This is a genomic window from Pseudotabrizicola alkalilacus, assembly GCF_003443995.1.
GTDB lineage: Bacteria > Pseudomonadota > Alphaproteobacteria > Rhodobacterales > Rhodobacteraceae > Pseudotabrizicola > Pseudotabrizicola alkalilacus.
In genome coordinates, this window is the sequence record NZ_QWEY01000017.1 from 56,851 (window position 1) to 79,871 (window position 23,021).

Annotated in this window: 22 protein-coding genes, 1 tRNA gene and 2 pseudogenes; 9 read left to right on the plus strand and 16 right to left on the minus strand. The window is 60.5% G+C overall.

Annotation, left to right across the window (positions count from 1 at the left end):
• Positions 1 to 26 precede the first annotated feature (26 nt).
• The 4 genes and pseudogenes from D1012_RS20585 (at position 27) to D1012_RS20600 (ending at position 3,211) form a co-directional block, all read left to right on the plus strand.
• Entirely contained in the window at positions 27 to 644 is a 618-nt protein-coding gene (locus D1012_RS20585) for a recombinase family protein (protein WP_118156007.1), read from the plus strand.
• A 226-nt stretch (positions 645 to 870) separates the two neighbouring features.
• Positions 871 to 963, plus strand: a pseudogene (locus D1012_RS20595) (helix-turn-helix domain-containing protein); the annotation flags it as partial.
• A gap of 147 nt (positions 964 to 1,110) precedes the next feature.
• A complete protein-coding gene (locus tag D1012_RS22745) occupies positions 1,111 to 1,284 on the plus strand; it encodes a hypothetical protein (RefSeq protein WP_158569413.1) in 174 nt (57 codons plus the stop codon).
• A 997-nt stretch (positions 1,285 to 2,281) separates the two neighbouring features.
• A complete protein-coding gene (locus D1012_RS20600) occupies positions 2,282 to 3,211 on the plus strand; it encodes a hypothetical protein (RefSeq protein ID WP_147335761.1) in 930 nt (309 codons plus the stop codon).
• Here the strand turns inward: D1012_RS20600 and D1012_RS20605 are convergent.
• The 3 genes from D1012_RS20605 to D1012_RS20615 all read right to left on the minus strand — a co-directional run bounded on the left by D1012_RS20605 (position 3,170) and on the right by D1012_RS20615 (position 5,383).
• Positions 3,170 to 4,669 carry a site-specific integrase gene (locus D1012_RS20605; RefSeq protein WP_158569414.1) on the minus strand — a complete coding sequence of 500 codons (1,500 nt, stop codon included), beginning with the start codon at positions 4,667 to 4,669 and terminating at the stop codon, positions 3,170 to 3,172. The genes D1012_RS20600 and D1012_RS20605 overlap by 42 nt on opposite strands.
• A gap of 203 nt (positions 4,670 to 4,872) precedes the next feature.
• Positions 4,873 to 4,948: transfer RNA gene (locus tag D1012_RS20610), tRNA-Ala, on the minus strand.
• 102 nt (positions 4,949 to 5,050) lie between these two features.
• Positions 5,051 to 5,383, minus strand: a complete 333-nt coding sequence (locus D1012_RS20615; protein ID WP_118156010.1) for a TIGR02300 family protein — start codon at positions 5,381 to 5,383, stop codon at positions 5,051 to 5,053.
• Between the two features lie 166 nt (positions 5,384 to 5,549).
• Here D1012_RS20615 and D1012_RS20620 point away from each other — a divergent pair, with 166 nt between their 5' ends.
• The 4 genes from D1012_RS20620 (at position 5,550) to D1012_RS20635 (ending at position 8,841) form a co-directional block, all read left to right on the plus strand.
• Positions 5,550 to 6,254, plus strand: coding sequence for a M48 family metallopeptidase (locus D1012_RS20620; RefSeq protein WP_118156011.1), 705 nt, complete (start codon positions 5,550 to 5,552; stop codon positions 6,252 to 6,254).
• 33 nt (positions 6,255 to 6,287) lie between these two features.
• Entirely contained in the window at positions 6,288 to 6,938 is a 651-nt protein-coding gene (locus tag D1012_RS20625; protein WP_118156012.1) for a GntR family transcriptional regulator, read from the plus strand.
• 69 nt (positions 6,939 to 7,007) lie between these two features.
• Complete coding sequence (locus D1012_RS20630) at positions 7,008 to 8,090, plus strand: glycosyltransferase 61 family protein (protein WP_118156013.1); 1,083 nt, start codon at positions 7,008 to 7,010, stop codon at positions 8,088 to 8,090.
• Between the two features lie 4 nt (positions 8,091 to 8,094).
• Complete coding sequence (locus tag D1012_RS20635; RefSeq protein ID WP_118156014.1) at positions 8,095 to 8,841, plus strand: class I SAM-dependent methyltransferase; 747 nt, start codon at positions 8,095 to 8,097, stop codon at positions 8,839 to 8,841.
• A gap of 38 nt (positions 8,842 to 8,879) precedes the next feature.
• Here the strand turns inward: D1012_RS20635 and lpdA are convergent, their stop codons facing one another.
• From lpdA to ppk2, 12 genes are all read right to left on the minus strand, one after another.
• Positions 8,880 to 10,268 carry a dihydrolipoyl dehydrogenase gene (gene lpdA, locus D1012_RS20640; RefSeq protein WP_118156015.1) on the minus strand — a complete coding sequence of 463 codons (1,389 nt, stop codon included), beginning with the start codon at positions 10,266 to 10,268 and terminating at the stop codon, positions 8,880 to 8,882.
• Between the two features lie 79 nt (positions 10,269 to 10,347).
• Positions 10,348 to 10,743, minus strand: coding sequence for an MAPEG family protein (locus D1012_RS20645; protein WP_118156016.1), 396 nt, complete (start codon positions 10,741 to 10,743; stop codon positions 10,348 to 10,350).
• Positions 10,744 to 10,752: 9 nt separating this feature from the next.
• Positions 10,753 to 11,445, minus strand: a complete 693-nt coding sequence (locus D1012_RS20650; RefSeq protein WP_147335762.1) for a hypothetical protein — start codon at positions 11,443 to 11,445, stop codon at positions 10,753 to 10,755.
• Positions 11,446 to 11,448: 3 nt separating this feature from the next.
• Positions 11,449 to 12,669 (minus strand): 2-oxoglutarate dehydrogenase complex dihydrolipoyllysine-residue succinyltransferase, encoded by a 1,221-nt coding sequence (gene odhB / locus D1012_RS20655; RefSeq protein ID WP_233517222.1) that lies wholly within the window; start codon positions 12,667 to 12,669, stop codon positions 11,449 to 11,451.
• An 87-nt stretch (positions 12,670 to 12,756) separates the two neighbouring features.
• Positions 12,757 to 15,717, minus strand: coding sequence for a 2-oxoglutarate dehydrogenase E1 component (locus tag D1012_RS20660; protein ID WP_118156018.1), 2,961 nt, complete (start codon positions 15,715 to 15,717; stop codon positions 12,757 to 12,759).
• An 83-nt stretch (positions 15,718 to 15,800) separates the two neighbouring features.
• Positions 15,801 to 16,685, minus strand: coding sequence for a succinate--CoA ligase subunit alpha (gene sucD / locus D1012_RS20665; RefSeq protein WP_118156019.1), 885 nt, complete (start codon positions 16,683 to 16,685; stop codon positions 15,801 to 15,803).
• A 62-nt stretch (positions 16,686 to 16,747) separates the two neighbouring features.
• A complete protein-coding gene (locus D1012_RS20670; RefSeq protein WP_147335763.1) occupies positions 16,748 to 17,233 on the minus strand; it encodes a hypothetical protein in 486 nt (161 codons plus the stop codon).
• A gap of 78 nt (positions 17,234 to 17,311) precedes the next feature.
• Positions 17,312 to 17,509, minus strand: coding sequence for a hypothetical protein (locus D1012_RS22525; protein ID WP_147335764.1), 198 nt, complete (start codon positions 17,507 to 17,509; stop codon positions 17,312 to 17,314).
• Between the two features lie 5 nt (positions 17,510 to 17,514).
• Positions 17,515 to 18,708, minus strand: a complete 1,194-nt coding sequence (sucC, locus tag D1012_RS20675; RefSeq protein WP_118156021.1) for an ADP-forming succinate--CoA ligase subunit beta — start codon at positions 18,706 to 18,708, stop codon at positions 17,515 to 17,517.
• Between the two features lie 221 nt (positions 18,709 to 18,929).
• Complete coding sequence (locus D1012_RS20680) at positions 18,930 to 19,598, minus strand: class I SAM-dependent methyltransferase (protein ID WP_118156022.1); 669 nt, start codon at positions 19,596 to 19,598, stop codon at positions 18,930 to 18,932.
• Between the two features lie 4 nt (positions 19,599 to 19,602).
• Positions 19,603 to 20,862: a peptidase T gene (gene pepT, locus D1012_RS20685; RefSeq protein ID WP_118156023.1), complete on the minus strand. Its 1,260-nt coding sequence runs from the start codon at positions 20,860 to 20,862 to the stop codon at positions 19,603 to 19,605.
• 189 nt (positions 20,863 to 21,051) lie between these two features.
• The gene (gene ppk2 / locus D1012_RS20690; RefSeq protein WP_118156024.1) at positions 21,052 to 22,008 is read right to left on the minus strand and encodes a polyphosphate kinase 2; all 957 of its coding nucleotides are present in this window, start codon (positions 22,006 to 22,008) and stop codon (positions 21,052 to 21,054) included.
• Positions 22,009 to 22,449: 441 nt separating this feature from the next.
• Here ppk2 and D1012_RS22530 point away from each other — a divergent pair, with 441 nt between their 5' ends.
• Positions 22,450 to 22,914 carry a hypothetical protein gene (locus D1012_RS22530; RefSeq protein ID WP_158569415.1) on the plus strand — a complete coding sequence of 155 codons (465 nt, stop codon included), beginning with the start codon at positions 22,450 to 22,452 and terminating at the stop codon, positions 22,912 to 22,914.
• Between the two features lie 3 nt (positions 22,915 to 22,917).
• Here the strand turns inward: D1012_RS22530 and D1012_RS20695 are convergent.
• Positions 22,918 to 23,021 (minus strand): annotated as a pseudogene (locus D1012_RS20695) (IS5/IS1182 family transposase); the annotation flags it as partial.

Genomic DNA, 23,021 nt, shown 5'->3' on the forward strand with positions numbered 1-23,021 from the left:
CCAAAACGAACCGATGGGTTTCCGCCATGTTCATCCGTGCCTACCTTCGCGCCTCAACTGCTGATCAGGATGCCAGCCGTGCCGCTGTTGATCTTGACGGCTTTGCCTCCGACCGGGGGCTGACGATTGCAGCCCGATACACAGAGAACGAGAGTGGGGCCAAGCTGGAACGGCCCGAACTGTTCCGCCTTCTCGCTGATTGCCTGCCCGGTGACGTGCTACTAGTGGAACAGGTTGACCGCCTGAGCCGCCTCAACGGGGCCGATTGGGAACGCCTCAAGGCGCAGATCGCAGCAAAGCGGGTCCGCGTCGTTGCGCTTGACTTGCCGACCTCGCACCAGTTGATGCAGCCGGGGGCCGACGAGTTTACGGCTAGGATGCTGGACGCGATTAACGGCATGATGCTGGACATGCTGGCCGCGATTGCCCGAAAGGACTACGTGGATAGGCGCAGGCGACAGGCGCAGGGCATCGTGAAGGCCAAGGCCGAGGGCGTCTATCGCGGACGGCCCGAAGATGTGAAGCGGAACTCCGCAATCGTCGCTATGCTAAGGGGCGGGCAAAGCTGGAACAGCATCATCGCTGCGACCGGCTGTTCCCGATCTACGCTGGCAAGGCTGGCGAAGCGCGGGGCGGTGACATGATGACCGACCCCCTTCGTTGGTTGGGCCTCCGCTTGCTATCGGTGTAACTGGAAGGCATCACAGCAAAGGCGCATCATCGGGCTAGGCATCGACACAGGCACGCCGACAGGCAGGCTAATGCTCAACATGCTCAACATGCTCAACATGCTCAACATGCTCAACATGCTCAACATGCTCAACATGCTCAACATGCTCAACATGCTCAACATGCTAGGCAGAGGTCGCGGAGTTGCACAAGGCAGGCGTAGGGGCAACTGAGATCGCCCGTCAACTCGGCATAGGTCGCGCTTCGGTTTATCGGGTTTTGCCTGCCGGGTGACGCGGACCGGCAATTCGGGCGCATTCGCCACAGCGCCAGTGCAGCGGCCCTGACAGCGGCTCCGGCTAGATATGCGGCGACGGTAGCCGGATTGTGTCAGAGGGCATCAGGCGGGGCTAAATCCGGGGTGCACGCGGGTTATGAGCCATGGCGCTGGCTGTGTGTGCTGAGGGCGGCATCTATTCCCTTTCGCCATGGGTGCGCGGCATGTCCGCTGCTTTCGCCACGGGTTCCATCCGGCTTGCCATGGGCTTTCATCTGACCATCCACCCGGGTTCAACCTGGCATCGCCACGGGTTCGACCTGGCGGAGTATTCCTGACCCTGCGTCCTAAGACTAACAAACTCGGTTCAGTATCTGTTTCAAACAAGATTATCCCCGGTTTATCCCGGCTTAGATACTACCGGCATGGGTAAGACAGACAACCGGCGTGATAATTGTTACCGCGCCGGTATCTGTTCCAACTCAAGCATATCCATATATAATACCTAGTATATGACCTAGTATAAGACTTAGTGTAATACCTGGTATATAACCTTATAGAAGACTTAATGAAGTACCGGATTATACATTGTACAAGCCGATGTAGAGACCTGAATTACATAGGAGTTAACATAGCAGGGAGTATGGGAGTGCAGGATATATGCTGAATATTATCAATATATATCAATTAGTTACACTATAGTATCCTATTGATTATGCTCCGCTAAGTTATCCGGAAGTAAGCTGTAATGTGTCAACTTCTATACATGAAATATACCGGATCATATAACTGGTGCGATGCTGCATCAATAATGACTGCATGCAAGAGGTAAGGCCGGATTAATTAGCAAGTTGATGCCTTGGTGCATGTTCCAAGTTATTTGTATAGTAGGTGTAGCTATCGATATAGCAACTTGTATAGCTACCTACATAGCAATCGGTAAAGCTACGTGTGTAAACATTGGTATAACGCATTGTATCCATATCGGTATGATGCTTGGACATCAACTTGGCATGGAAGTGTATATGGAGTTGGTAGCGGTGCATAGCTGTTGACTTGATATAGTTGGGGTGCCTACTTGGCGCGTATATCAGTTGTGCTTAGTAATTATTTGTTAATCCTGATATTAATTATCTTGCAAACTGGTAATTCTCGTGCCAGAAGGGCTGCATCCGGTTGGCGGCTTGACACTATCACCGGACGGCGGACCTGCGTGGCGGCTTGACACTACCACAAGGCGGCGACTGACTGTGCGGCGCAGTTAGCTATCAATCCATTAGGGCTGTTAGTTGACTGCGCCAGCATAGTTCAATCATGTACAGGATCAGAGTTAATATGTCGGCATTTGTATGCTGCGGCGTTGGACTTCCCTATGTCAAACAACACACTGGACGCGACGGAGTGAAGCATCTTTGCTTTCAACGCGGCGGCTATTCAGTACGCCTTGCACCTGATCAGCACCAACCCGGCTTCTTCCGCCTGTATCGGTCCGCTATGCTTCGGTCGGGTGTCACCGAACATCAGGTGCGGCGTATCCTACAGCGCACACCCGGAACGCTCAGCCATGCCGTGCTGCAATGGAAAGCCCTGCAACAGGTGGGGCGGCAGTTCGCGATGTCAGCACATAGCAGACGACTAGCTGACGACATCAGCAGCAGCGCGGGCTGGTTGCACTTGGATGAACTCACTGTCACGCATGTTGACTTCATCTGCGGCAGAGGCACGGCGAGCGGCTTTGTGCAAAACCGGCGGCTCCAGGTTCTGCGGCTGGTTGCGCGAAACGCGGGCCGTACAGCGTCGCTAGCCTTTAGCCTGCCCGTTGCTCGTGAAACCTTGCAGAGGACCGCTCAGCCTCTCCCCTGCTGGACTGCCGACGATCTGAGGGCATTCTGCCTGATGTTCCCTGTCGGCACCGTCGAGCATACCGCCGCTAACCTAATGATCTGGCTCGGTCTCAGCCCGGCAGCCCTCGTGTATCTTGATGCGGATGAACTCGATGCGCTTTCTGATCCACGCAGCAGGTTCGGGGTAGAAGTCCACTTCGCCTTCGCTGCGCTACCCTCCGGCCTGTATGGTGCTGTTGAGGATATGCGCCGGAGCGGTGGCGGACTAGCAGCCCGGATGCGGGCAGCAACTGCACGGGCAGGTGTCCCGAACCTGACGCGGCAAAGCGTCGTGAAGTTGAATGCGGAACTCGTTGGTGCCATGATAGCACGTCCTGCCTCAAGCGGTCGGTACGGGGTACTTGTTGATGGCCTGATGTAGCTGAACGAGCGTGTAGCCCTCGCGATTGTATGTGCCTTGTGTTACTCCCTTGCGTTCATGTCCTACGATAGACTGGCAAACAGGGTCTTCCACTCCAGCTTGTATAAGTCGCGTCACCATTGTGTGCCGTAGGCCGTGGAACACATGCGCCTTGGACTTGATGCCAAGTGCAGGTGTCAGAACGTCATTAAACCATCTGCCGAGTGCGCGGCCATAACCTGCCTTCGGCTCGAAGTTATACTCCGGGAACATTCTGCTAGTTGTCCGGCTGCATATGTCTCTGTGATAGTCGAGCAATCCGAGTTCAATTAAGCGGTTGTGCACGGGAACCTTGCGGCGGGCAGCAGCAGTCTTGAACTTCTTGTTGCCCACATCGTCTTCGCTCTCGAACAGGTTGAAGTACCATATGCCGTCTTGCTGTTGCAGGTCTGCCGCTTCCATTTGGCATATCTCATTAAGTCGTGCGCCGCTGAACATTCCTATCAAGCTGGCCCACTTGTGGCTCTCCTTCTTGACAAGTCCACGGGTGTTCTGTGTCAATTCAGTGTACACAGCTTGCAGTGCATCGGGTTTGAACGCTTGGCGCTGTTCCCTGCTATCCTTCCGATTGCTCAACACCCGCATGCCCTCAAAGGGGTTCGCCTCAGTGTGTCCGTTCTTCTCGGCCCAGTCGAAGAAACTCTGATAGATGCTGATATAGCTGTTCACGGTGACCGTGGACATCGGCGCGATACCGGGAAGTGCTGCGGCCTCCCTTATGGTCAAGTGGCGGGTTGCCTGTTGCTTGTTCCTGTTCGGCGGCAGCTTGGACACAACCTGCTTCACGTCCCTTGCGTGTTGCTTGGTGATGGTCCCTATCTCGGTGTCGGTGCCGAGCAACTCTATCAGTGCGTCAAGCGCAGCCTGCTTCTTTCCGAACGTACCGAACTCCCAACTCTTTGCACGGCGGTTCTCTGCGATGTACTCCGCTATCGCGTCTGCCAAGCTGATGCCCTCAAGTGCCGATGATGCTGGTGCAGGTTCCATGATCGGCGCGGGGACATTGGTGCTGTTGAAGTCGTAGTGGTTGAGCGCGGCGTGATGCTTCCCGAACTCCCTGAGCATGTCACGCCAAGCCATCTGAATTTCCCGCAGCAGGCGTTCGGGCCGTTCCTCTGCCTCGGATTGGGGCAGGCCGCTGGAGGCACAGAAACGGCTCAGGAAGGGCTGCGGATCATCGGCTAGTGCAATGGCGCGGAAATCCTCCGGCGTGCCCTCTGCGAGCATCAGGGATGTCTGGAGAGGGGCGAGTGCCAGTTCTGACATCGGGCCACCCGCGCCGACGCCATCCAGCATCTTGGCAAGCTGGGCCTTAAAGGCCGCGTGCACGACTTTCCGAAGTTCATCATGCCGCATGGTGTTGAGTTCTCCCGTCCGCTCTAGCGATGTGCCGAAGGCAGCGAGTTCACGGGCAATCACCGTGGCCCGCCTCGGGCATCGCGTCTGCAACGAGATCCGGATACACCGTCGCCCCTCGTTAGCAACAGCCGAGCGAAGCGGCCAGCGGAAGTAGAATATGCTGTGCCGGGAGCGTGTGAGGTAAGCATGTACTAGCATCGTGTGTCACCCGTTGGTGCCGCACCTGCGAATCTGCTATACTAAGTCCTTGAAAAGTAAAAGTTTGGTGGAGCCACGCGGGATCGAACCGCGGACCTCTTGAATGCCATTCAAGCGCTCTCCCATCTGAGCTATGACCCCACCGGGTATCGTCACGTTTCCGTTTCGATGGGCGGTATTTAGGCGAGGGCGTGGGGGGGTGCAAGTGGTTTTTTGCGTCCCGTCCCACGCCGATGCGAAATCTCAGGTCTCGTCGTCATCCCCGGCCACATCGGCCAGTTCGTCCAGCGAAACATTGTCATCTGCATCGTCTTCGAGCAGATCATCGTCCAGTTCCGCATCATCGGTTGCGGTTTCCAGCAGATCGTCATCGGCTTCCAGATCATCGACCAGAACCTCTTCGTCCTTTTCAGGCACGACGCGGGCAATGACCGACGCCGCCATCTTGCGGCGGGCAGATTCGATATCCACGACCTCACCCGTGTAGGGGCTGACGATCGGGGAGCGGTTCAGGTCATAAAAGCGTTTCCCGGTGGTCGGGCAAATACGCTTTGTACCCCATTCTTCCTTGGGCATGGTGGTTCCCTTAAGGCTGTGGAATTGCAGTAACGGCGTCGCTTGCCACAAGGGCCCGCGTCTGTCAAAGGCTTTTGGCCAAAGGATGGCCAAGGTCAAAGGCTTTTGGCCCCATTGCGGCCATTGTCAAGGTGGCTATTCTGTCCCGGCCTTGCAAGAGCGACACATGCCCCAGCTTCCCGGTTTCCCTCCCCTCGACATTACCCTGCGCCGGTCTGCCCGGACGCGGCGGTTTTCGCTGCGGGTGTCGCGGCTTGACGGTCGCGTTACCCTGTCGATGCCATTGCGCGCCCGCGAGTCAGAGGCGCTGCGCTTTGCGGCCGAGCAAGAGGGCTGGATCCGGCAGACGCTGGCGCAGATGCCGGGTCGGCGACTGGTGGCCTTGGGCGATGTGATCCCGGTCGAGGGCCAGATGCGGCGGCTGGTCGCGGGGGCTGGCCGCTCGGTCCGGCTGGAGGGTGATTCGCTTTTCATTCCGGGCGATCCGGCACAGGCCGGGGTTCGGGCCGGCGCCTTTCTCAAGGTGCTGGCGCGTGACCGTCTGGCCGCCGCCTGTGACCGTCATGCCGCCCGTCTGGGCCGCCCCTACACCCGGCTGACGCTGCGCGATACCCGGTCCCGTTGGGGGTCTTGCGCGCATGACGGCGCGCTGATGTTTTCGTGGCGGCTGATCATGGCACCGGTTCCGGTGCTGGACTACGTCGCCGCCCACGAGGTGGCGCATCTGGCGCAGATGAACCACTCCCCGGCGTTCTGGGCAGTGGTTGAGCAGCTGTTCCCGCGCTGGCAGGTGCAGCGCAGCTGGCTGCACACCGAGGGGCAGGCGCTGCATGGTTACGTCTTTGGTCCGCAGAGCCACGCCGAGGATTGACCCCGGCGCAAAAGCGGTGCTTGGCTGGCAATCATGCCGATCACACCCCGCCTGACCGATCCCAACGCCGCCGCCCATGAGCGCCTGTATCGCAGCCTGCGTCAGCAGGTGATGCATGGCGAGGTGCCGCCCGGCCAGCCGATGACCCTGCGCGGTCTTGCCAAAGACTATGGCGTGTCGATGACCCCCGCGCGCGAGGCGATCCGTCGTCTGGTGGCCGAGGGCGCGCTGACCATTTCCAGCTCGGGCCGCGTGTCGACGCCCGAGCTGACGCCGGAGCGGATCGAGGAGCTGGCCGCGATCCGCGCCCTGCTGGAACCCGAGATGGCCGCACGCGCCCTGCCGCGTGCCCATTTCGCCCTGATCGACCGTCTGGCCGCCATCAACGCGCTGAACGCCGAGGCGGTGCAGCGGCAGGATGCAGTGGCCTATGTGCGCACCAATCTGGAATTTCATCGCACGCTTTATCTGCGGGCGCAGGCCCCGGCGATGCTGGCGATCTGCGAGACGGTCTGGCTGCAACTGGGCCCGACGATGCGCGCCCTGTATTCGCGGTTGCGCCGGAAAGAGCCGCCGCAATATCACCGCCTTATTCTCGCTGCCCTGAAAGCAGGCGATGAGCCGGGTTTGCGGCTGGCAGTGCGGACAGATGTGACACAGGGGCTGCGGCATCTGGCGGGATGACGATGAAACCAGTTGTGAAACCGCAAGGTTTTGGCGCTATTGTCGCCCGTATTGAAACAGTTGGCTCGCATGACCGCACATCACAACGCCTTTTTGCTGTCCGGCAGCCGGGTTGACCGTCGCACCACCAGCCTTGGTGTTTACGGCGCAGATGGCGGGCTGTTGCCCGACTGCGCGATCCGCACCGCCTCGTGGACGACCGTTCCGGCGGCGCAGGCCGGGGCGCCGTCTGATGCACCGCTGATGTTCGGCCCGGCGCTGTTTGCGGGGTCGGTGGACAAGCAGTTCGGCTTTGTGTTGCTCAACGCGCTGGGGCGGCTCTGGGCGTTGGAGGGGCTGCCGCCGGAGACTGTGATCACCTATGCCGCCAAACCCCTGGCCCGCACCCCCGGCTATGCGGTGGTGCCTGCGATCCTGCGGGCTCTGGGGCTGTCGAACCCGGTCATGATCACCGAAGGCGCGGTGCGGTTTGAAACCCTGCACACCGCCGAAGAGCGCTTTGGCGAATGTTGCGGCGGCACTGGCCTGCCGGAGTTTTATGACTGGATCGACCGCCGCTGGCCGCCCGTGGCCCAACCCGACCCGGATCGCAAGGTCTACGTCTCCCGCAGCGGGCTTGGCCCGAAAGCGGGCAGGTTCGCCTGTGAGGATCATCTGGAGGCACTGCTGGCGGCAGAGGGCTACCAGATCTACCGCCCCGAAGCGCATGACGTGCTGCATCAGGTGCAGACTTTTCAGGCGGCGGGCAAGCTGATCTTCGCCGAAGGCTCGGCGCTGCACCTGTTCGCGCTGATCCGGCAGCCGGGGCAGGTGTCGGCGGTGATCCATCGGCGCGAGGCATTGCCCGAGGTGATGCTGGCACAGATGGCAGACCGCCGGGGCACGCCCACCACCGCCGTCAATGCGGTGCAGGCGCTGTGGTGGCCGCCGCAGCGGGGCGAGCATCTGGGCCTGTCGGAACTGAATTTCGACGCCCTGCACGACAGCCTTGTGGCCCTCGGTCTGATCACCGGCAGCGGCTGGCAGGCACCGTCCCCGGCGTTGGTAAAACGCTCTCTGGCGGCGGGCCTTTCGCCGGGGGAGCAGCTGATGAATACGGGCCAAAGGGCCGGATGGTTGAAAACACAGCGCGAAGCGCGGCGAAAGGGATAGGGACATGTTCAAACAGGCCAATGGGGTGAAATACACCAGTTTCATGGCGGGGCTGCACCGCGAGGTGCTGTTTGACTGGTATATCGAGGTCGGTTGCCGCACCGGCCGCATCTTCGCCAATGCGCGGGGCAAGACCATCGCGGTGGACCCGTTCTTTCGTGCCGAAGCCAATATCATTGGCTCCAAGCCCGCCCTGCATGTGTTTCAGCAAACCAGCGACGATTTCTTTGCCAGTGAGTTTCTCAAGGCGATGAAGGTCAAGCTGTCGTTCAGCTTTCTCGACGGGATGCACCTGTTCGAATTTCTGCTGCGCGATTTCATGGCCACCGAAAAAGCCAGCGATCCCAAGGGGGTGATCGCCCTGCACGATTGCTGTCCGTTCAGCCATGAGATGACCACCCGTGATCTGTCAGCCATCCCGAAACAGGCCTGGACCGGCGATGTGTGGAAGTTGATCCCGATCCTGATGGAATACCGCCCAGATCTGCGGATCATCGTGCTGGATGCCGCGCCGACCGGGGTGGTGCTGATCAGCGGTCTGGACCCGAAATCAAAGGTGCTGGATAAGAAATACGCTGAAATCACCGAGCTGTATGCCGATATGACGCTCGAAGAATTCGGGCTGGAGGCGTTTAACGCGCTGTTTGACTATGAGGATACTGCGGGTTTTATGGCGGCGGGCTACCCGCTGTTTTCCGGCGTGAAACTGCCGGAAGAGGCTGCGCTGAAGCCTGAGAAAGTGACCCCCTGAGGAACGACCGGGGGGCAGAACGCCCCCCGGCCAAAATCTCAGGCGTGGATTGCGCCATCGCCGCAGGCAAGGGCGGCTTCACGCACGGCTTCCGAATAGGTCGGGTGGGCATGACAGGTCAGCGCCAGATCCTGCGCCGAAGCCCCGAATTCCATCGCCACGCAAACTTCGTGGATCAGATCCCCGGCAGCGGGGCCGATGATATGGCAGCCCAGAATCCGGTCAGTTTCCTTGTCGGCAATCAGTTTGACGAAGCCGTCGGCCTGAAACACCGCCTTGGCGCGGGCATTGCCCATGAAGCTGAACTTGCCGACCTTGTAGGCCCGGCCCTGCTCTTTCAGCTGCTCTTCGGTCGCGCCGACCGAAGCCACTTCCGGCGTAGTATAGACCACGCCCGGAATGACGCCGTAATTCACATGGCCGTGCTTTCCGGCCAGAATTTCGGCCATCGCCATGCCCTCGTCTTCGGCCTTGTGCGCCAGCATCGGCCCGACAATGGCATCGCCGATCGCATACAGCCCTTTGACGCTGGTGGCGAAATGATCGTCGGTCTTGATCTGCCCGCGCGGCAGCATCTCGACCCCCAAAGCCTCCAGCCCCAGGCCGGTGACATAGGGTTTGCGCCCGGTGGCGACCAGAACAACATCTGCCCCGATCTCATGGGCGGAGTCGTCCTTGCGCAGCTTGTAGCTGACCTTGGCCCCGGCTTCGGTCAGCTCGGCCCCTTGCACGGCTGCGCCCAGCACGAATTTCATGCCTTGCTTGGCGAGGATCTTCTGGAACGCCTTTGCCACCTCGGCATCCATGCCGGGGGTGATGGCGTCGAGATATTCCACCACGGTCACCTGCGCGCCAAGCCGGGCATAGACAGACCCCATCTCCAGCCCGATCACGCCCGCGCCAATCACCACCATCGACTTCGGCACCTTGGGCAGCGCCAAGGCGCCGGTCGAGGTCACGATCACCTTTTCATCCACAGTGACGCCGGGGAGCGAAGACGGCTCGGACCCGGTGGCGATCACGATGTTCTTGGCATTATGCACGTCATCGCCGACCTTGACCTGACCGGCTGCCGGAATCGTGGCCCAGCCTTTCAGCCAGGTGACCTTGTTCTTTTTGAACAGGAATTCGATGCCCTTGGTGTTGCCGGCAATCACATCATCCTTATAGGCCAGCATCTTGGCCCAATCGACGGTGGGATTTGCGCCCATCAGGCCCATTTTTTCAAAATTCTCATGGACTTCGTGCAGTTGATGCGTGGCGTTCAGCAGCGCCTTGGACGGGATGCAGCCCACATTCAGGCAGGTGCCGCCCAAGGTGCCGCGCCCCTCGACGCAGGCCACCTTCAGCCCCAGTTGGGCCGCGCGGATCGCGCAGACATAGCCGCCGGGGCCGCCGCCGATGATGATCACGTCAAAGTCTGCCATGGGTCGTCTCCTTGTTCGGGTCGGGAAGGCGGGGGCTTTGCCCCCGGACCCCCAGAGTATTGTTGCCAAGATGAAAGGGTCAGAGCAAGGCTGCCACGATCATCGTGAGGGTTGCGAAGAAACCGATGCCCCAGACCACCGAGCGCCAGGGGCGCAGGCCAAGGGCATAGGCGGGAATATAGAGAATGCGGGCGGCCAGATAGACCCAGGCGGCGGTCTGCGTGACCGGGGTGGATTGCTGGCCGAGGGTGACGACGACCACGGCGAGGGTGAACAGGATCAGCGCCTCGAAATGGTTGTTGAGCGCACGTTGCAGCCGGGCGGTGCGGATCGACAGCTGGCGCGACGGCGGTTTGTCACGGGCGGAGGAGGTGTAGCCGGTGCCGAGTTCCATATTCGCGGGGATGGCGAAGAGGAGGAACTGGACGGCTTGCAGCAGGCCCGCGAGAGCTAGGGCGGTGAGTTCGGGGGTCATGGAGCCGCCTTAAAAAGGGATTTCATTACCAAGATCATCGCTGTTGCGCAGGTCTTGGATCTTTAGCGGCTCTTTGTCAGCTTGAAGCAAGCGCTGTTCTTCCTCTTCCTGCTCTTTTGCTTCACCGACAAAAGCAGTGATCGTGGCCAGCGCCTCCGGTGCATCTGCTAGGAATGCAGTTGTCCCTCCAAGACCTGCGGCGATGTAAGCTACAACTGCCATCAATTTTGCGTAATCCGTCCGAGGAGCTACGACGATTCCATGAAGCTCATCAAGCTTTGCATATAGTTTTTTCTTTTGCGCCGGAGAAAAGTCAGCGCTCTTTACCAATTCCCGAAGGCGCTCGATCTGAGCGAATAGCTTTACCTTCGAAGCGCGTGGAATTGAGACTGAATAAGCTGCATTCGCGGTGGAGTTTTTCATACTCAACTTTGTAGCCAACGAAATAAACTGGGCGCGAACCAATGGAAAGTCGTCACGGACATTCGCAATTGAAAAGCTCTCAAACTTTTCTCCCAGATCAAGTGCTTCCGCCGCACTGACCAAGATAGTGCAGTACTCAATCATATCGGAATCACTGATCCCCTCACGGGGATCAGTTGTTTCATTCAGTCGCTTTTCGACAAAGTCATACAGAGACAACCAACGCTTTGTTGGCTCAAGCGGAAGGGTATCGAAATCTGTAGAAGCGACCAGCGCCATTGCTCACAGATCCATCAGCAACCGGCGCGGGTCTTCCAGCGCCTCTTTGACGCGCACGAGGAAGGTCACGGCGCCTTTGCCGTCGACGATGCGGTGGTCGTAGGACAGCGCCAGATACATCATCGGGCGGATGACAATCTGACCATTCACAACGACCGGACGCTCCTGAATCTTGTGCATGCCAAGGATGCCCGATTGCGGCGGGTTCAGGATCGGCGAAGACATCAGCGAGCCGTAGACGCCACCGTTGGAGATGGTGAACGAGCCGCCTTGCATTTCCGCCATCGACAGCTTGCCGTCGCGGGCGCGCAGGCCAAGTTCGGCGATCTTCTTCTCGATCTGGGCAAAGCCCATCTGATCCGCGTCGCGCACGACCGGAACCACCAGACCATTGGGGGTGCCGACCGCCACGCCCATGTGGACGTAATGTTTGTAGATCACGTCGCCGCCGTCGATTTCGGCGTTCACCTCGGGCACTTCTTTCAGCGCATGGGTGCAGGCTTTGACAAAGAACGACATGAAGCCCAGCTTGACGCCGTGTTTCTTCTCGAACGCGTCCTTGTATTCGTTGCGCAGCGACATGATGCCCGACATGTCCACCTCGTTATAGGTGGTCAGCATGGCGGCGGTGTTCTGCGCGTCTTTCAGGCGGCGGGCGATGGTGGCGCGCAGCCGGGTCATCTTGACCCGTTCTTCGCGGCTGGCGTCGTCGGTGTTGACCGGGCCGCGCGGGACCGAGGCCGGGGCAGGGGCGGGCGAGGCTGTGGGCGCACTTGCCGCTTTGGCCACGTCTTCCTTCATCACGCGGCCGTCACGGCCAGAGCCCTGCACCTGATCGCGGGTAACGCCGGCTTCGGCCATGGCCTTCTTGGCGGATGGCGCGTCTTCGACGTCCTTGCGCTCGGTCAGGGTTTCCGGCCCTGCACCGGGCGAATTCACCGCCTCGGCGTCTTTGGCTTTCGGCTCGTCCTTGGCGGCGGGTGCGGCAGCGCCTTCGGAAATGATGCCAAGCCGGGCGTTGGCGGCCACGGTCGCGCCTTCGGGCGCCAGGATTTCGGCCAGCACACCAGAGGCCGGGGCCGGAACCTCGACCGACACCTTGTCGGTTTCAAGTTCGCACAGCATCTCGTCCTGCTTGACCACGTCGCCGACCTTTTTGAACCAGGTCGAAACGGTGGCCTCAGAGACCGATTCACCAAGGGCGGGAACCATTACGTCAGTCATCTTCGTCTTCCTCCACGCCACTTCGGGCGTTCTTGACAGGGGCGGGCGGGGCCGGGCGGCGGCCCCGCGGCGGTCAGAGTGTCGCGGTCAGAGTGTCAGGGCTTCGGATACCAGCGCATCCTGTTCCATCTTGTGCCGGCTGGCCAGACCCGTGGCGGGCGAGGCCGAGGCCGAGCGACCGACATAGCGAGCGCGGGACTGGGTGGCCCCGATCTTGGTCAGCACCCATTCGATATTGGGTTCGACAAAGCTCCAGTAGCCCTGGTTCTTGGGTTCTTCCTGGCACCAGATGATCTCGGCCCCCTTGAACCGTTCCAGCTCCTTGGACATCGACTGAACCGGGAAGGGGTAGAACTGTTCCAGCCGGAGCAGGTAGACATCATCCGCGCCGCGTTTGTCGCGTTCGGCCAGCAGGTCGTAGTAGACCTTGCCAGAGCAGATCACGACGCGCTTGATCGCGGCATCGGGTTTCAGCTCCAGCTCGGAATGGCCTTTTTGCGCATCATCCCACAGCACGCGGTGGAAATAAGACCCGGTGGTGAAATCGGCGGCATCCGACACGGCCATCGGGTGACGCAGCAGCGATTTCGGCGTCATCAGGATCAGCGGTTTGCGGAAACTGCGGTGGATCTGGCGGCGCAGGATGTGGAAATAGTTCGCCGGGGTCGAGACGTTTGCCACGATCCAGTTGTCATTTGCCGACATCTGCAGGAACCGCTCCGGCCGGGCCGAGGAATGCTCCGGCCCCTGACCCTCATAGCCATGCGGCAGCAGGCAGACGAGGCCCGACATCCGCAACCATTTGGATTCGCCCGAGTTGATGAACTGGTCAAACATGATCTGCGCGCCATTGGCGAAATCGCCGAATTGTGCTTCCCACAGGGTCAGCGCGTTGGGTTCTGACAGAGAATAGCCATATTCGAACCCCAGCACCGCATATTCAGACAGCATCGAGTCGATCACCTCATACCGCGACTGACCGGCGCGGATGTGGTTGAGCGGGTAGTAGCGTTCTTCCGAGCTCTGGTCGACCAGACCGGAATGCCGGTGGCTGAAGGTGCCGCGCGTACAGTCCTGACCGGACAGACGCACCGGGGTACCTTCGGTCACGAGGCTGCCAAAGGCCAGCGCCTCGGCGGTGGCCCAGTCAAAGCCTTTGCCGTCGGCAAACATCTTGGCCTTGTTGTCGAGCAACCGGCCAACGGTCTTGTGCAGGTCGAAATTCTCCGGGGCGCGGCTGAGTGCGGCACCGATTTCGGCCATGGTTTCCGGTTTGATTGCGGTCTCACCGGCCTGATATTCATCCCGCTCACGCTCAAACCCGGACCAGCGGCCATCCAGCCAGTCGGCCTTGTTGGGTTTGAAGCTTTTGCCCGAGTCGAACTCTTCGTTCAGGCGGGCCTGAAACGCGGCTTTCATATCCTCGATCTCGCCTTCGGGGATCAGCCCATCCTTGACCAGACGCTCGGTGTACAGCTGCAAGGTGGTCTTGTGCTTCTTGATCGCGGTATACATCGCCGGGTTGGTGAACATCGGCTCGTCGCCTTCGTTGTGACCAAAGCGGCGGTAGCAGAAGATGTCGAGCACGACATCCTTGTGGAACTTCTGGCGGAATTCGATCGCCACCTTGGCGGCATGCACCACCGCTTCGGGATCGTCGCCGTTGACGTGGAAGATCGGCGCCTCGACCATCAGGGCGATGTCGGTCGGATAGGGCGACGAGCGGCTGAAGGCCGGCGCGGTGGTGAAACCGATCTGGTTGTTCACCACGATATGAATAGTGCCGCCGGTGCGGTGGCCTTTCAGCCCCGACAGGCCAAAGCATTCGGCCACGACGCCCTGACCGGCAAAGGCCGCATCCCCGTGCAGCAGGATCGGCAGTACCATCGTGCGGTCGGTGTCGTTGAACTGATCCTGCTTAGCGCGGACCTTGCCCAGCACGACCGGGTTCACCGCCTCAAGGTGCGACGGGTTGGCGGTCAGCGACAGGTGAACCTTGTTGCCGTCAAACTCACGGTCCGACGACGCGCCGAGGTGATATTTCACATCGCCGGAACCATCCACGTCTTCGGGCTTGTACGATCCGCCCTGGAATTCGTGGAAAATGGCGCGGTAGGGCTTGCTCATCACATTGGCCAGAACCGACAGGCGGCCCCGGTGCGGCATGCCGATCACGACCTCTTTCAGGCCCAGCTGACCGCCGCGCTTGATGATTGCCTCCATCGCGGGGATCAGCGCTTCGCCGCCATCAAGGCCGAACCGCTTGGTACCCATGTATTTGACATGGAGGAACTTTTCAAAGCCTTCGGCCTCGACCAGCTTGTTCAGGATGGCGCGGCGGCCTTCGCGGGTGAACTGGATCTCTTTGCCGTAGCCTTCGATCCGCTCTTTCAGCCAGCTCGCCTGTTCCGGGTCGGAAATGTGCATGTATTGCAGCGCGAAGGTGCCGCAATAGGTGCGTTTGACGATATCCATGATCTGGCGCATCGACGCGACCTGAAGGCCCAGCACGTTGTCGATGAAAATCGGGCGGTCCATGTCGGCTTCGGTGAAGCCGTAAGAGCGCGGGTCCAGTTCCGGGTGCGGGGTCTGGTCGCGCATGTTCAGCGGATCGACATCGGCAATCAGGTGGCCGCGGATCCGGTAGGCGCGGATGATCATCAGGGCGCGGATAGAGTCGAGCACGGCGCGCTGCACTTCGGTATCCGACAGCGACACGCCTTTTTCGGCGGCTTTGGCTGCGATTTTGGTGGCGGCGGCGCGGCCTTCTTTCGCGGGGGCAGCCACCGGCCATTCGCCGGTCAAAGCACCGGTCAGGTCATCCGATGGCATCGGCGGCCAGTCGGCGCGGGCCCAGCTTGGCCCGGCAGCGGCTGCCTTGGCATCGGAGTCACTTTCGCCAAGGTCGCGGAAAAACGCGGCCCATTGCGCATCGACCGACGCGGGATCAGCGGCATGGCGGGCCTGCAACTGATCAATGTAATCGGCATTGGCCCCGTCAAGGAACGAGCCTGCGCGGAATTGGCTGTTGGGGGATTGCTCGGTCATGGAGTAACCTTATCTGGGTTGGGACCGTATCGGTTTTTTGAACCTGAGGGCAGGGCTGCGGACAAACCGCAGCCCCGGATCTTTTACTTGCCAAGGGCTTTCATCACGGCTTCGCCCAGCGTGGCCGGGCTGTCGGCCACGATGATGCCCGCGCTGCGCATGGCCTCGATCTTGCTTTCCGCGTCGCCCTTGCCACCGGCAACGATGGCACCGGCATGGCCCATGCGACGGCCCGGAGGGGCGGTGCGGCCGGCGATGAAACCAGCGGTCGGCTTCCAGCGGCCGCGTTTCTTTTCATCGGCCAGGAATTGTGCGGCCTCTTCTTCGGCCGAGCCGCCGATTTCGCCGATCATGATGATCGACTGGGTTTCCGGGTCGGCGAGGAACATTTCCAGCACGTCAAGGTGTTCGGTGCCCTTGATCGGGTCGCCGCCGATGCCGACAGCGGTGGACTGGCCGAGGCCCAGATCGGTGGTCTGCTTCACAGCCTCATAAGTCAGCGTGCCCGAGCGCGACACCACACCGACAGAACCGCGACGGTGGATGTGGCCCGGCATGATGCCGATCTTGCAGGCGTCAGGCGTGATGACGCCGGGGCAGTTCGGCCCGATCAGGCGGGATTTCGACCCTTGCAGCGCGCGCTTCACGCGCATCATGTCCAGCACCGGAATGCCCTCGGTGATGCAGACGATCAGCTCCATCTCGGCATCAATCGCCTCAAGGATCGAGTCGGCGGCAAAGGGTGGCGGCACATAGATGACAGAGGCATTGGCTTGGGTCATGGCCTTTGCTTCATGCACCGAATTGAATACCGGCAGGTTAAGATGGCTTGAGCCACCTTTGCCGGGGGTCACACCGCCGACCATCTTGGTGCCATAAGCGATGGCCTGTTCCGAATGGAACGTGCCCTGACTGCCTGTAAAGCCCTGGCAGATCACGCGGGTGTTTTCGTTGACGAGTACGGCCATCGTAGGCGTTCCTTCGGTTAGCGACGTAATGTCAGGGCCAGAATACCCGGCCCCATGATGAGTTATTCGGTTGCAAACCGGACACCGCTGTCGGTGTCCGATCCGCAGTTCGGGTCGTTGCCGCCCGAGGTGATGGTGATGCCGCGGCCATTGGCGAGACGCAGGAGCGTGCAGCCCATGTCGTCTTTTTCGTATTCGATCCCGGTCTGCCCTGCGCTTTGCAGCGTTGTGGCCAGAACCTCTGACGCGGTGGCGCTGTCGACCACCATGCTTTCGACATGGCAGAAGCTGCCGTCATCGGCCATGTAGGCAAAGCTTGCCTCGCCGGAGCCGGGCGCGAAGCTGATCAGCCCGTCCTCGCCCGGACCCGACGTCCAGCCGCTGTCGGCAAAGAGTGCGTCGACGATATCAGGATCGCCCTCGCCAAGCAGGCAGGCGACATAGCCTTCGACCAGTTGCCCGACCGGGTCGGCATCCTGTGCGGCACCGGAAACCGGGGCGAGCACAAGACCAAGGCCGAACAGGACGGGGGTGATGCGAGGGGACAAATCAGGTTCCTTTTGATGGCGGGTATGCAGCTGTCAACGCCGCAGACGGCTTGTCAGCCGGACAGCGCTGCAGTGGGGTTATCTGTAATCGCCGATCCCGTGGTCGGGACAGGAGATGGCGATGCCGCCCGTCGGAACCTTGCCCGACCGCGCCCAATCAGACTGTTCCTGACAGACCGGAGCGTGGTTGGTGTGAGTGTCCGGCGTGAGAACCGCAGCGCCACAGGCTGCAAGAAACGTCAGGCCGGCAAGGCCGGAAACGAGCGATATGCGCATGAGATTTACCCTTTCACCGCTTTGACAATCTTCTCCGCCGCATCCGACAGGTTGTCAGCGGCAATCACGTTCAGGCCGGAATTGCGGATGATGTCCTTGCCCAGTTCCACGTTGGTCCCTTCCAACCGGACCACCAGCGGCACCTTCAGGCCGACTTCCTTGACTGCCGCAATCACGCCCTCGGCGATGATGTCACAGCGCATGATGCCGCCGAAGATGTTGACCAGAATGCCTTTGACGTTCGGGTCCGAGGTGATGATCTTGAACGCCTCGGTTACTTTTTCCTTGGTGGCACCGCCGCCAACGTCGAGGAAGTTCGCGGGTTCCGCACCATAAAGCTTGATGATGTCCATCGTCGCCATGGCGAGGCCGGCGCCGTTGACCATGCAGCCGATTTCGCCATCCAGAGCGATGTAGTTCAGGTCGAACTTCGACGCGGCCAGTTCCTTCGGATCCTCTTCCGACTCGTCGCGCAGGGCGGCGATATCGGGGTGGCGGTACATGGCGTTTCCGTCGAACGCCATTTTGGCGTCCAAAAGCTTCATGTTGCCGTCTTTCATGACGACCAGCGGGTTGATCTCCAGCATGTCCATGTCTTTTTCGACGAACAGCCGGTACAGGTTCTTCACGATCTGGCCGCACTGCTTGATCTGGTTGCCGGTCAGGCCCAGAGCAAAGGCCACACGGCGGCCGTGGTAGTCGGAATAGCCGGCTGCCGGATCGACGGTGAACGACAGGATCTTTTCGGGCGTGTCATGCGCCACGTCTTCGATGCTCATCCCGCCTTCGGTCGAGCAGACGATGGAAATGCGGCTCGACTGACGGTCGATCAGCAGGGCAAGATACAGCTCGCGTTCAATGTCGGAACCGTCTTCGATGTAGATCCGGTTGACCTGCTTGCCCTCTTCGCCGGTTTGCACGGTCACAAGGGTGCGGCCCAGCATCTGGCGGGCGAATTCGGCGGCTTCTTCAACCGAGCGCGCCAGGCGGACGCCGCCCTTTTCACCGGCTGCAGGCTCGATGAACGAGCCTTTGCCACGGCCACCGGCGTGGATTTGTGCCTTGACCACCCACAGCGGCCCGTCCATCTCGCCGGCTGCGGTTTTCGCCTCTTCGGCTTTCAGCACCACGCGCCCGTCTGAAACGGGAACCCCGTAGGCCCGCAGAAGTGCCTTGGCCTGATATTCGTGGATGTTCATATGCAGCGTCCTCTGGGTCGTGAATTTTGATGCGTCATGCCACGAATGCGGGCAGTAACCAAACAGCTTCGTGCCTGTTAGCGCAAAAGCAAGCTAAATTCCGCCATTTGTGATCACACCGTTGAAGGGTGTGATCACAGAATTCTGGGCTGTGATCACCAGTATCTTCGCGCCTGTGCAAATAGCGCTTGCGGCATGGTTTGCCGGTGATTCGGCGGCTTTCATGGGGCGGGTGTTGCGGCGATCAGAACCTGACCCCGTGGCAGCATGATCTGCTCGGCGGTGGCACACCAGCCGCTGACGGTGCAGGCCCGCACCACATCCACCGCGCTGAAATGATAAGGTGGCCGGTCGGTATGGGTGACCACGCCATCTGGTTGACGGCGCGACCCGGCGGCGGGGTCGGGCGACAGAAAGACCGTAAAGAGCAACCGTCGCAGCTGCGGCAGGCGCGGGCGCATCTGTATCAGCGCCGCCTGCAGCGTGGTCAGGGGAAGGTGCGTGAACACGCCAAAGGCAATGGCGAAATCCATCGTGGCGGGTATGCCGGGCAGGGCGAAGGCGCTGTCTTCGATCAGGTGATGTTCAGGCAGGCGGTCTGGCTCGGCCAGCTCGACCGCGCGGCCCCGCAGCATCAATGCGCGGCTGGCATCGGTGGCCCAATAGTGGCCGGGCTCCAGATACGGCACCGCCTTGCACCCCAGCCGCAGAGAGCCTGCACCGATATCCAGCAGGCGGTGCTGCGGCAGCATCCCCGCGTCTTGCAGGATCTGCATCTGGATGCGCCCGGTTTCATCCCACCGTCCGCCCACGATGTCGCGATGCCGCCCCTTGGCGAGGGCGGTGTCGTAGAAACCGGGCACGAGGTAGGGAGAGACCGGGTGAGCCATGGGCCTATTCCGCCGGAGGGCGGTCTTTGCTGGCTCCGGCAGCCTCCTGCACCAGCGCAAGGCACAGCTCCGTCGCTTTTGCCATATCCTGCACCGACACCCATTCCAGCGGGCCGTGGATGTTCTGCATCCCGGTGAACAGGTTGGGGCAGGGCACGCCCATTTCGGTCAGCCGCGACCCATCGGTGCCGCCACGAATGGGCACCGACACTGGCTCCACCCCGATCCGCGCACAGGCGGCGCGGGCGAGGGTGACCGGGGTCATGTCATTCTCCAGCCAGTAGCGCATGTTGCGGTATTGGGGCGTGATGGTGCAGGTGATTTCCGCGCGGGGTTCGGTCGCCTGCACCGCGGCGCAGACCTGGCGCAGGATCTCACCCTTTTGCGCCAGCCCGTCGCGTTCAAAGTCGCGCAGGATGAAATGGATCACCATCTCTGACGCGCCGCCGGTCATGTCGGTGGCGTGGATGAACCCGTCGCGGCCCGCGGTGGTTTCCGGGGTCATGGTGGAGTGCGGAAGGGCGGCGATGATCTTTGCGGCGAGGGTAATGGCGTTGACCATCCGGCCTGTCGCGTATCCGGGGTGGATCGAGACTCCCTTGACCGTCACCACCGCGCCGTCGGCGGAGAAGCTTTCGTATTCGACCTCCCCCACCGCGCCGCCGTCGAAGGTATAGGCGAAGTCGGCGGCGAGGTCTTTCGGCAGGCGTTTGTCTACGCCGCGTCCGATTTCCTCGTCGGGGGTGAAGGCGATGCGGATGGGGCCGTGCGGGATGCCGGGGTTTTCCAGCAGGTGGCGGGCGGCGGTCATGATGATGGCGACGCCGGCCTTGTCATCGGCGCCCAGCAGGGTGGTGCCAGAGGCGGTGATGATTGTGTGGCCCTGCTTGGTGGCGAGGTAGGGGAACTCGGCGGGCGACAGGACCAGACCGGGCGCGTCGGGAAAGGTGATGTCGCCGCCGTTGTAGCGTTCGATGGTGCGGGGCTTCACGCCGGTCGCGTTGAACTGCGGGGCGGTGTCGACGTGGGCGAGGAAGCCGATGGTGGGGCCTTCCGCCGTTGCCGGGATGGTGGCGAGGACGGTGCCATACTCGGTCACCTGCACCTCGGCCGCGCCGATCTGGGTCAGCTCGTCGGCCAGGAGCCGCAGGATCTGCCACTGGATTTGCGTGGAGGGGCCGGTGGGGGAGGCGGCGTCGCTCTGGCTGTCGAGGGCGGCGTAGCGGGTCAGGCGGGTTGCCAGCTCGGCATCGAAAAGGGTCATCTTGAGCTTCCTTGGGGGTCTGGCGGAGTTGGCAAGACCTGCGGGGGGAAGTCAAGGGAGGGGGTGGGTTCCCACTGTGTTACAGTGTGAGAGTTGTATTGAAATCAAATGGTTACACTTGTTGAATTAAGGAATTGTTAAGGTTTTGGTCACACCGCACCCCCGACAGGATGCCGGAGGGCACATGGGCTACCGGCGGGTTGCGGGGTGCAGGGCGGTTTCCAGAATGCCCTGCTGCGCGCCCAGAACCTGTGCGGTCCGCCCGACGATCAGCGGATCGCAGGTGCCCACCACGTCAGGGTTCTTGCCGGGATAGTCCACCGACGACAGGAAATGCCGCATGCAATTCAGCCTTGCGCGCTTTTTGTCATTGGATTTGACGATCACCCACGGCGCATCGGCGGTGTCGGTGTAAAAGAACATCGCCTCCTTGGCTTCGGTATAATCATCCCAGCGGTCGAGCGATGCCTTGTCGATCGGCGACAGCTTCCACATCTTGAGGGGATCAGTCTCACGCGCGGTGAACCTGGCGCGTTGCTCGGCCTGGGTGACCGAAAACCAGTATTTGAACAGCTTTATGCCGGATCGGACCAACATACGCTCCAGCTCCGGGGCTTGCCGCATGAACTCCAGATATTCGGACGGCGAGCAAAACCCCATGACCCGTTCGACGCCGGCCCGGTTATACCAGCTGCGATCAAAGAACACGATTTCGCCGGTGGTCGGCAAATGCTGGATATAGCGCTGAAAGAACCATTGGCCCTTTTCGCTGTCTGACGGTTTGGTGAGGGCGACGACACGGGCATAGCGCGGATTGAGATGCTCCATAAACCGCTTGATGGTGCCGCCCTTGCCCGCAGCATCGCGGCCTTCCATCAGGATCACAAACTTCTGGCCGGTCTCTTGCGCCCAGATCTGCAGCTTGAGGAGTTCGGCCTGCAGCTGCGCCTTTTCCGCCTCGTAATGGGCGCGGCCGAGCGGGCGCGCATAGGGATACTGCCCGGTTTCAAACGTCCGCCGGATCAGGTTTTCATCCACCGCCGGAAACCGGCGCGGGCCTGTCGCGGCCTCGACACCGGTGGCGTCGGCAGGCGCGGGTGTCTCGGGGAGGGACGGGGCCGAGGGGGCGGTATCCTGTTGTTCCAAGCGGCTGACCTTCCCATGCGTGAGAGACGACTCAGCTAGGGGAATAAGGCGTTTTGGTTGGGGGGGCGTTGATCTGAATCAAGCGGGAGGGGGGCTAGGTTGGCGAGACCTGTGGGGGGAAGTCAAGGGAGGCGGTGGGTTCCGACTGTGTTACAAGGGGGTGGGATGAGGGAAATCAAGGGGTTAGGGGTCTGGGGTTAAGGGGTTGGTAAGGATTGGGGTGCTTTGAGTTGGACGAAAATATGTGTGTATATTCTTGTGGAAACAAGAGTGAGTGCCGGTTGCTCCATCTGCAAGAGTAGTACCAGATAAAAAATTGCCTGTGTTGGTTGCTGCGTGCTGAATATTTGCGGCTTTGATCCAAAATCATTTGACGATGTCCTTTCGTTGGCTGCACGTTGTTCTAATGGATTGAAAACTTTGATTCGATGGAACCGTGAGATGAATACTGAGGCTAAGGAAAAAAGATTACAGCCGACCGAGGCGGATCGACGCCACTTAATTGGTATGTCGGGGGGATGTTGCAATATCTGCCGCCTGCGCCTGTTTGTTGAGGGCCAGTTCGGTGAGCAGGCGCGCCTTGGCGACGATGCACACATTATTGCTGCCTCAAATGCTGGCCCTAGAGGAAATGATGCAGTATCCTCGGCGCTCAAAGCTGCGGCGAAGAACTTGATTCTGCTTTGCAAAGTTTGCCATAGCAAAGTCGATCAGCAACCCATAGAGTACTCATGTGATCGGCTCTTAGAAATTCGAAATGAACACTACAGGTGGGTGGAGCTATCCTTGGGTTCAATAATTATTGAAAAACCAAAGTTTCACTACCTGTCCTACATAAATATTCCCCGCGCCGATATGTATGCTGTTGTGAATTCTATCGCGCTTCCTAGGGTCCAGACTCATTGATCCTCATAGCCAGAATATGACGGTGGCTGCGAGAGCGACGGCGGAGAGGAAGGTCTTTGCGCATCTGTCGTAACGGGTTGCGACCCTGCGCCAGTCTTTCAATCGGC

Coding starts and splice junctions, on each gene's coding strand:
- D1012_RS20620 (WP_118156011.1), top strand. CDS start 5,550: ATGCCCCAGCTTCCCGGTTTCCCTCCCCTCGACATTACCCTGCGCCGG.
- pepT (WP_118156023.1), bottom strand. CDS start 20,862: ATGACCCTTTTCGATGCCGAGCTGGCAACCCGCCTGACCCGCTACGCC.
- D1012_RS20625 (WP_118156012.1), top strand. CDS start 6,288: ATGCCGATCACACCCCGCCTGACCGATCCCAACGCCGCCGCCCATGAG.
- sucD (WP_118156019.1), bottom strand. CDS start 16,685: ATGGCCGTACTCGTCAACGAAAACACCCGCGTGATCTGCCAGGGCTTT.
- lpdA (WP_118156015.1), bottom strand. CDS start 10,268: ATGGCAGACTTTGACGTGATCATCATCGGCGGCGGCCCCGGCGGCTAT.
- D1012_RS20635 (WP_118156014.1), top strand. CDS start 8,095: ATGTTCAAACAGGCCAATGGGGTGAAATACACCAGTTTCATGGCGGGG.
- D1012_RS20680 (WP_118156022.1), bottom strand. CDS start 19,598: ATGGCTCACCCGGTCTCTCCCTACCTCGTGCCCGGTTTCTACGACACC.
- D1012_RS20600 (WP_147335761.1), top strand. CDS start 2,282: ATGTCGGCATTTGTATGCTGCGGCGTTGGACTTCCCTATGTCAAACAA.
- D1012_RS20645 (WP_118156016.1), bottom strand. CDS start 10,743: ATGACCCCCGAACTCACCGCCCTAGCTCTCGCGGGCCTGCTGCAAGCC.
- D1012_RS22745 (WP_158569413.1), top strand. CDS start 1,111: ATGGCGCTGGCTGTGTGTGCTGAGGGCGGCATCTATTCCCTTTCGCCA.
- D1012_RS22525 (WP_147335764.1), bottom strand. CDS start 17,509: ATGCGCATATCGCTCGTTTCCGGCCTTGCCGGCCTGACGTTTCTTGCA.
- D1012_RS22530 (WP_158569415.1), top strand. CDS start 22,450: ATGAATACTGAGGCTAAGGAAAAAAGATTACAGCCGACCGAGGCGGAT.
- D1012_RS20585 (WP_118156007.1), top strand. CDS start 27: ATGTTCATCCGTGCCTACCTTCGCGCCTCAACTGCTGATCAGGATGCC.
- D1012_RS20650 (WP_147335762.1), bottom strand. CDS start 11,445: ATGGCGCTGGTCGCTTCTACAGATTTCGATACCCTTCCGCTTGAGCCA.
- odhB (WP_233517222.1), bottom strand. CDS start 12,669: ATGACTGACGTAATGGTTCCCGCCCTTGGTGAATCGGTCTCTGAGGCC.
- D1012_RS20630 (WP_118156013.1), top strand. CDS start 7,008: ATGACCGCACATCACAACGCCTTTTTGCTGTCCGGCAGCCGGGTTGAC.
- D1012_RS20615 (WP_118156010.1), bottom strand. CDS start 5,383: ATGCCCAAGGAAGAATGGGGTACAAAGCGTATTTGCCCGACCACCGGG.
- D1012_RS20660 (WP_118156018.1), bottom strand. CDS start 15,717: ATGACCGAGCAATCCCCCAACAGCCAATTCCGCGCAGGCTCGTTCCTT.
- sucC (WP_118156021.1), bottom strand. CDS start 18,708: ATGAACATCCACGAATATCAGGCCAAGGCACTTCTGCGGGCCTACGGG.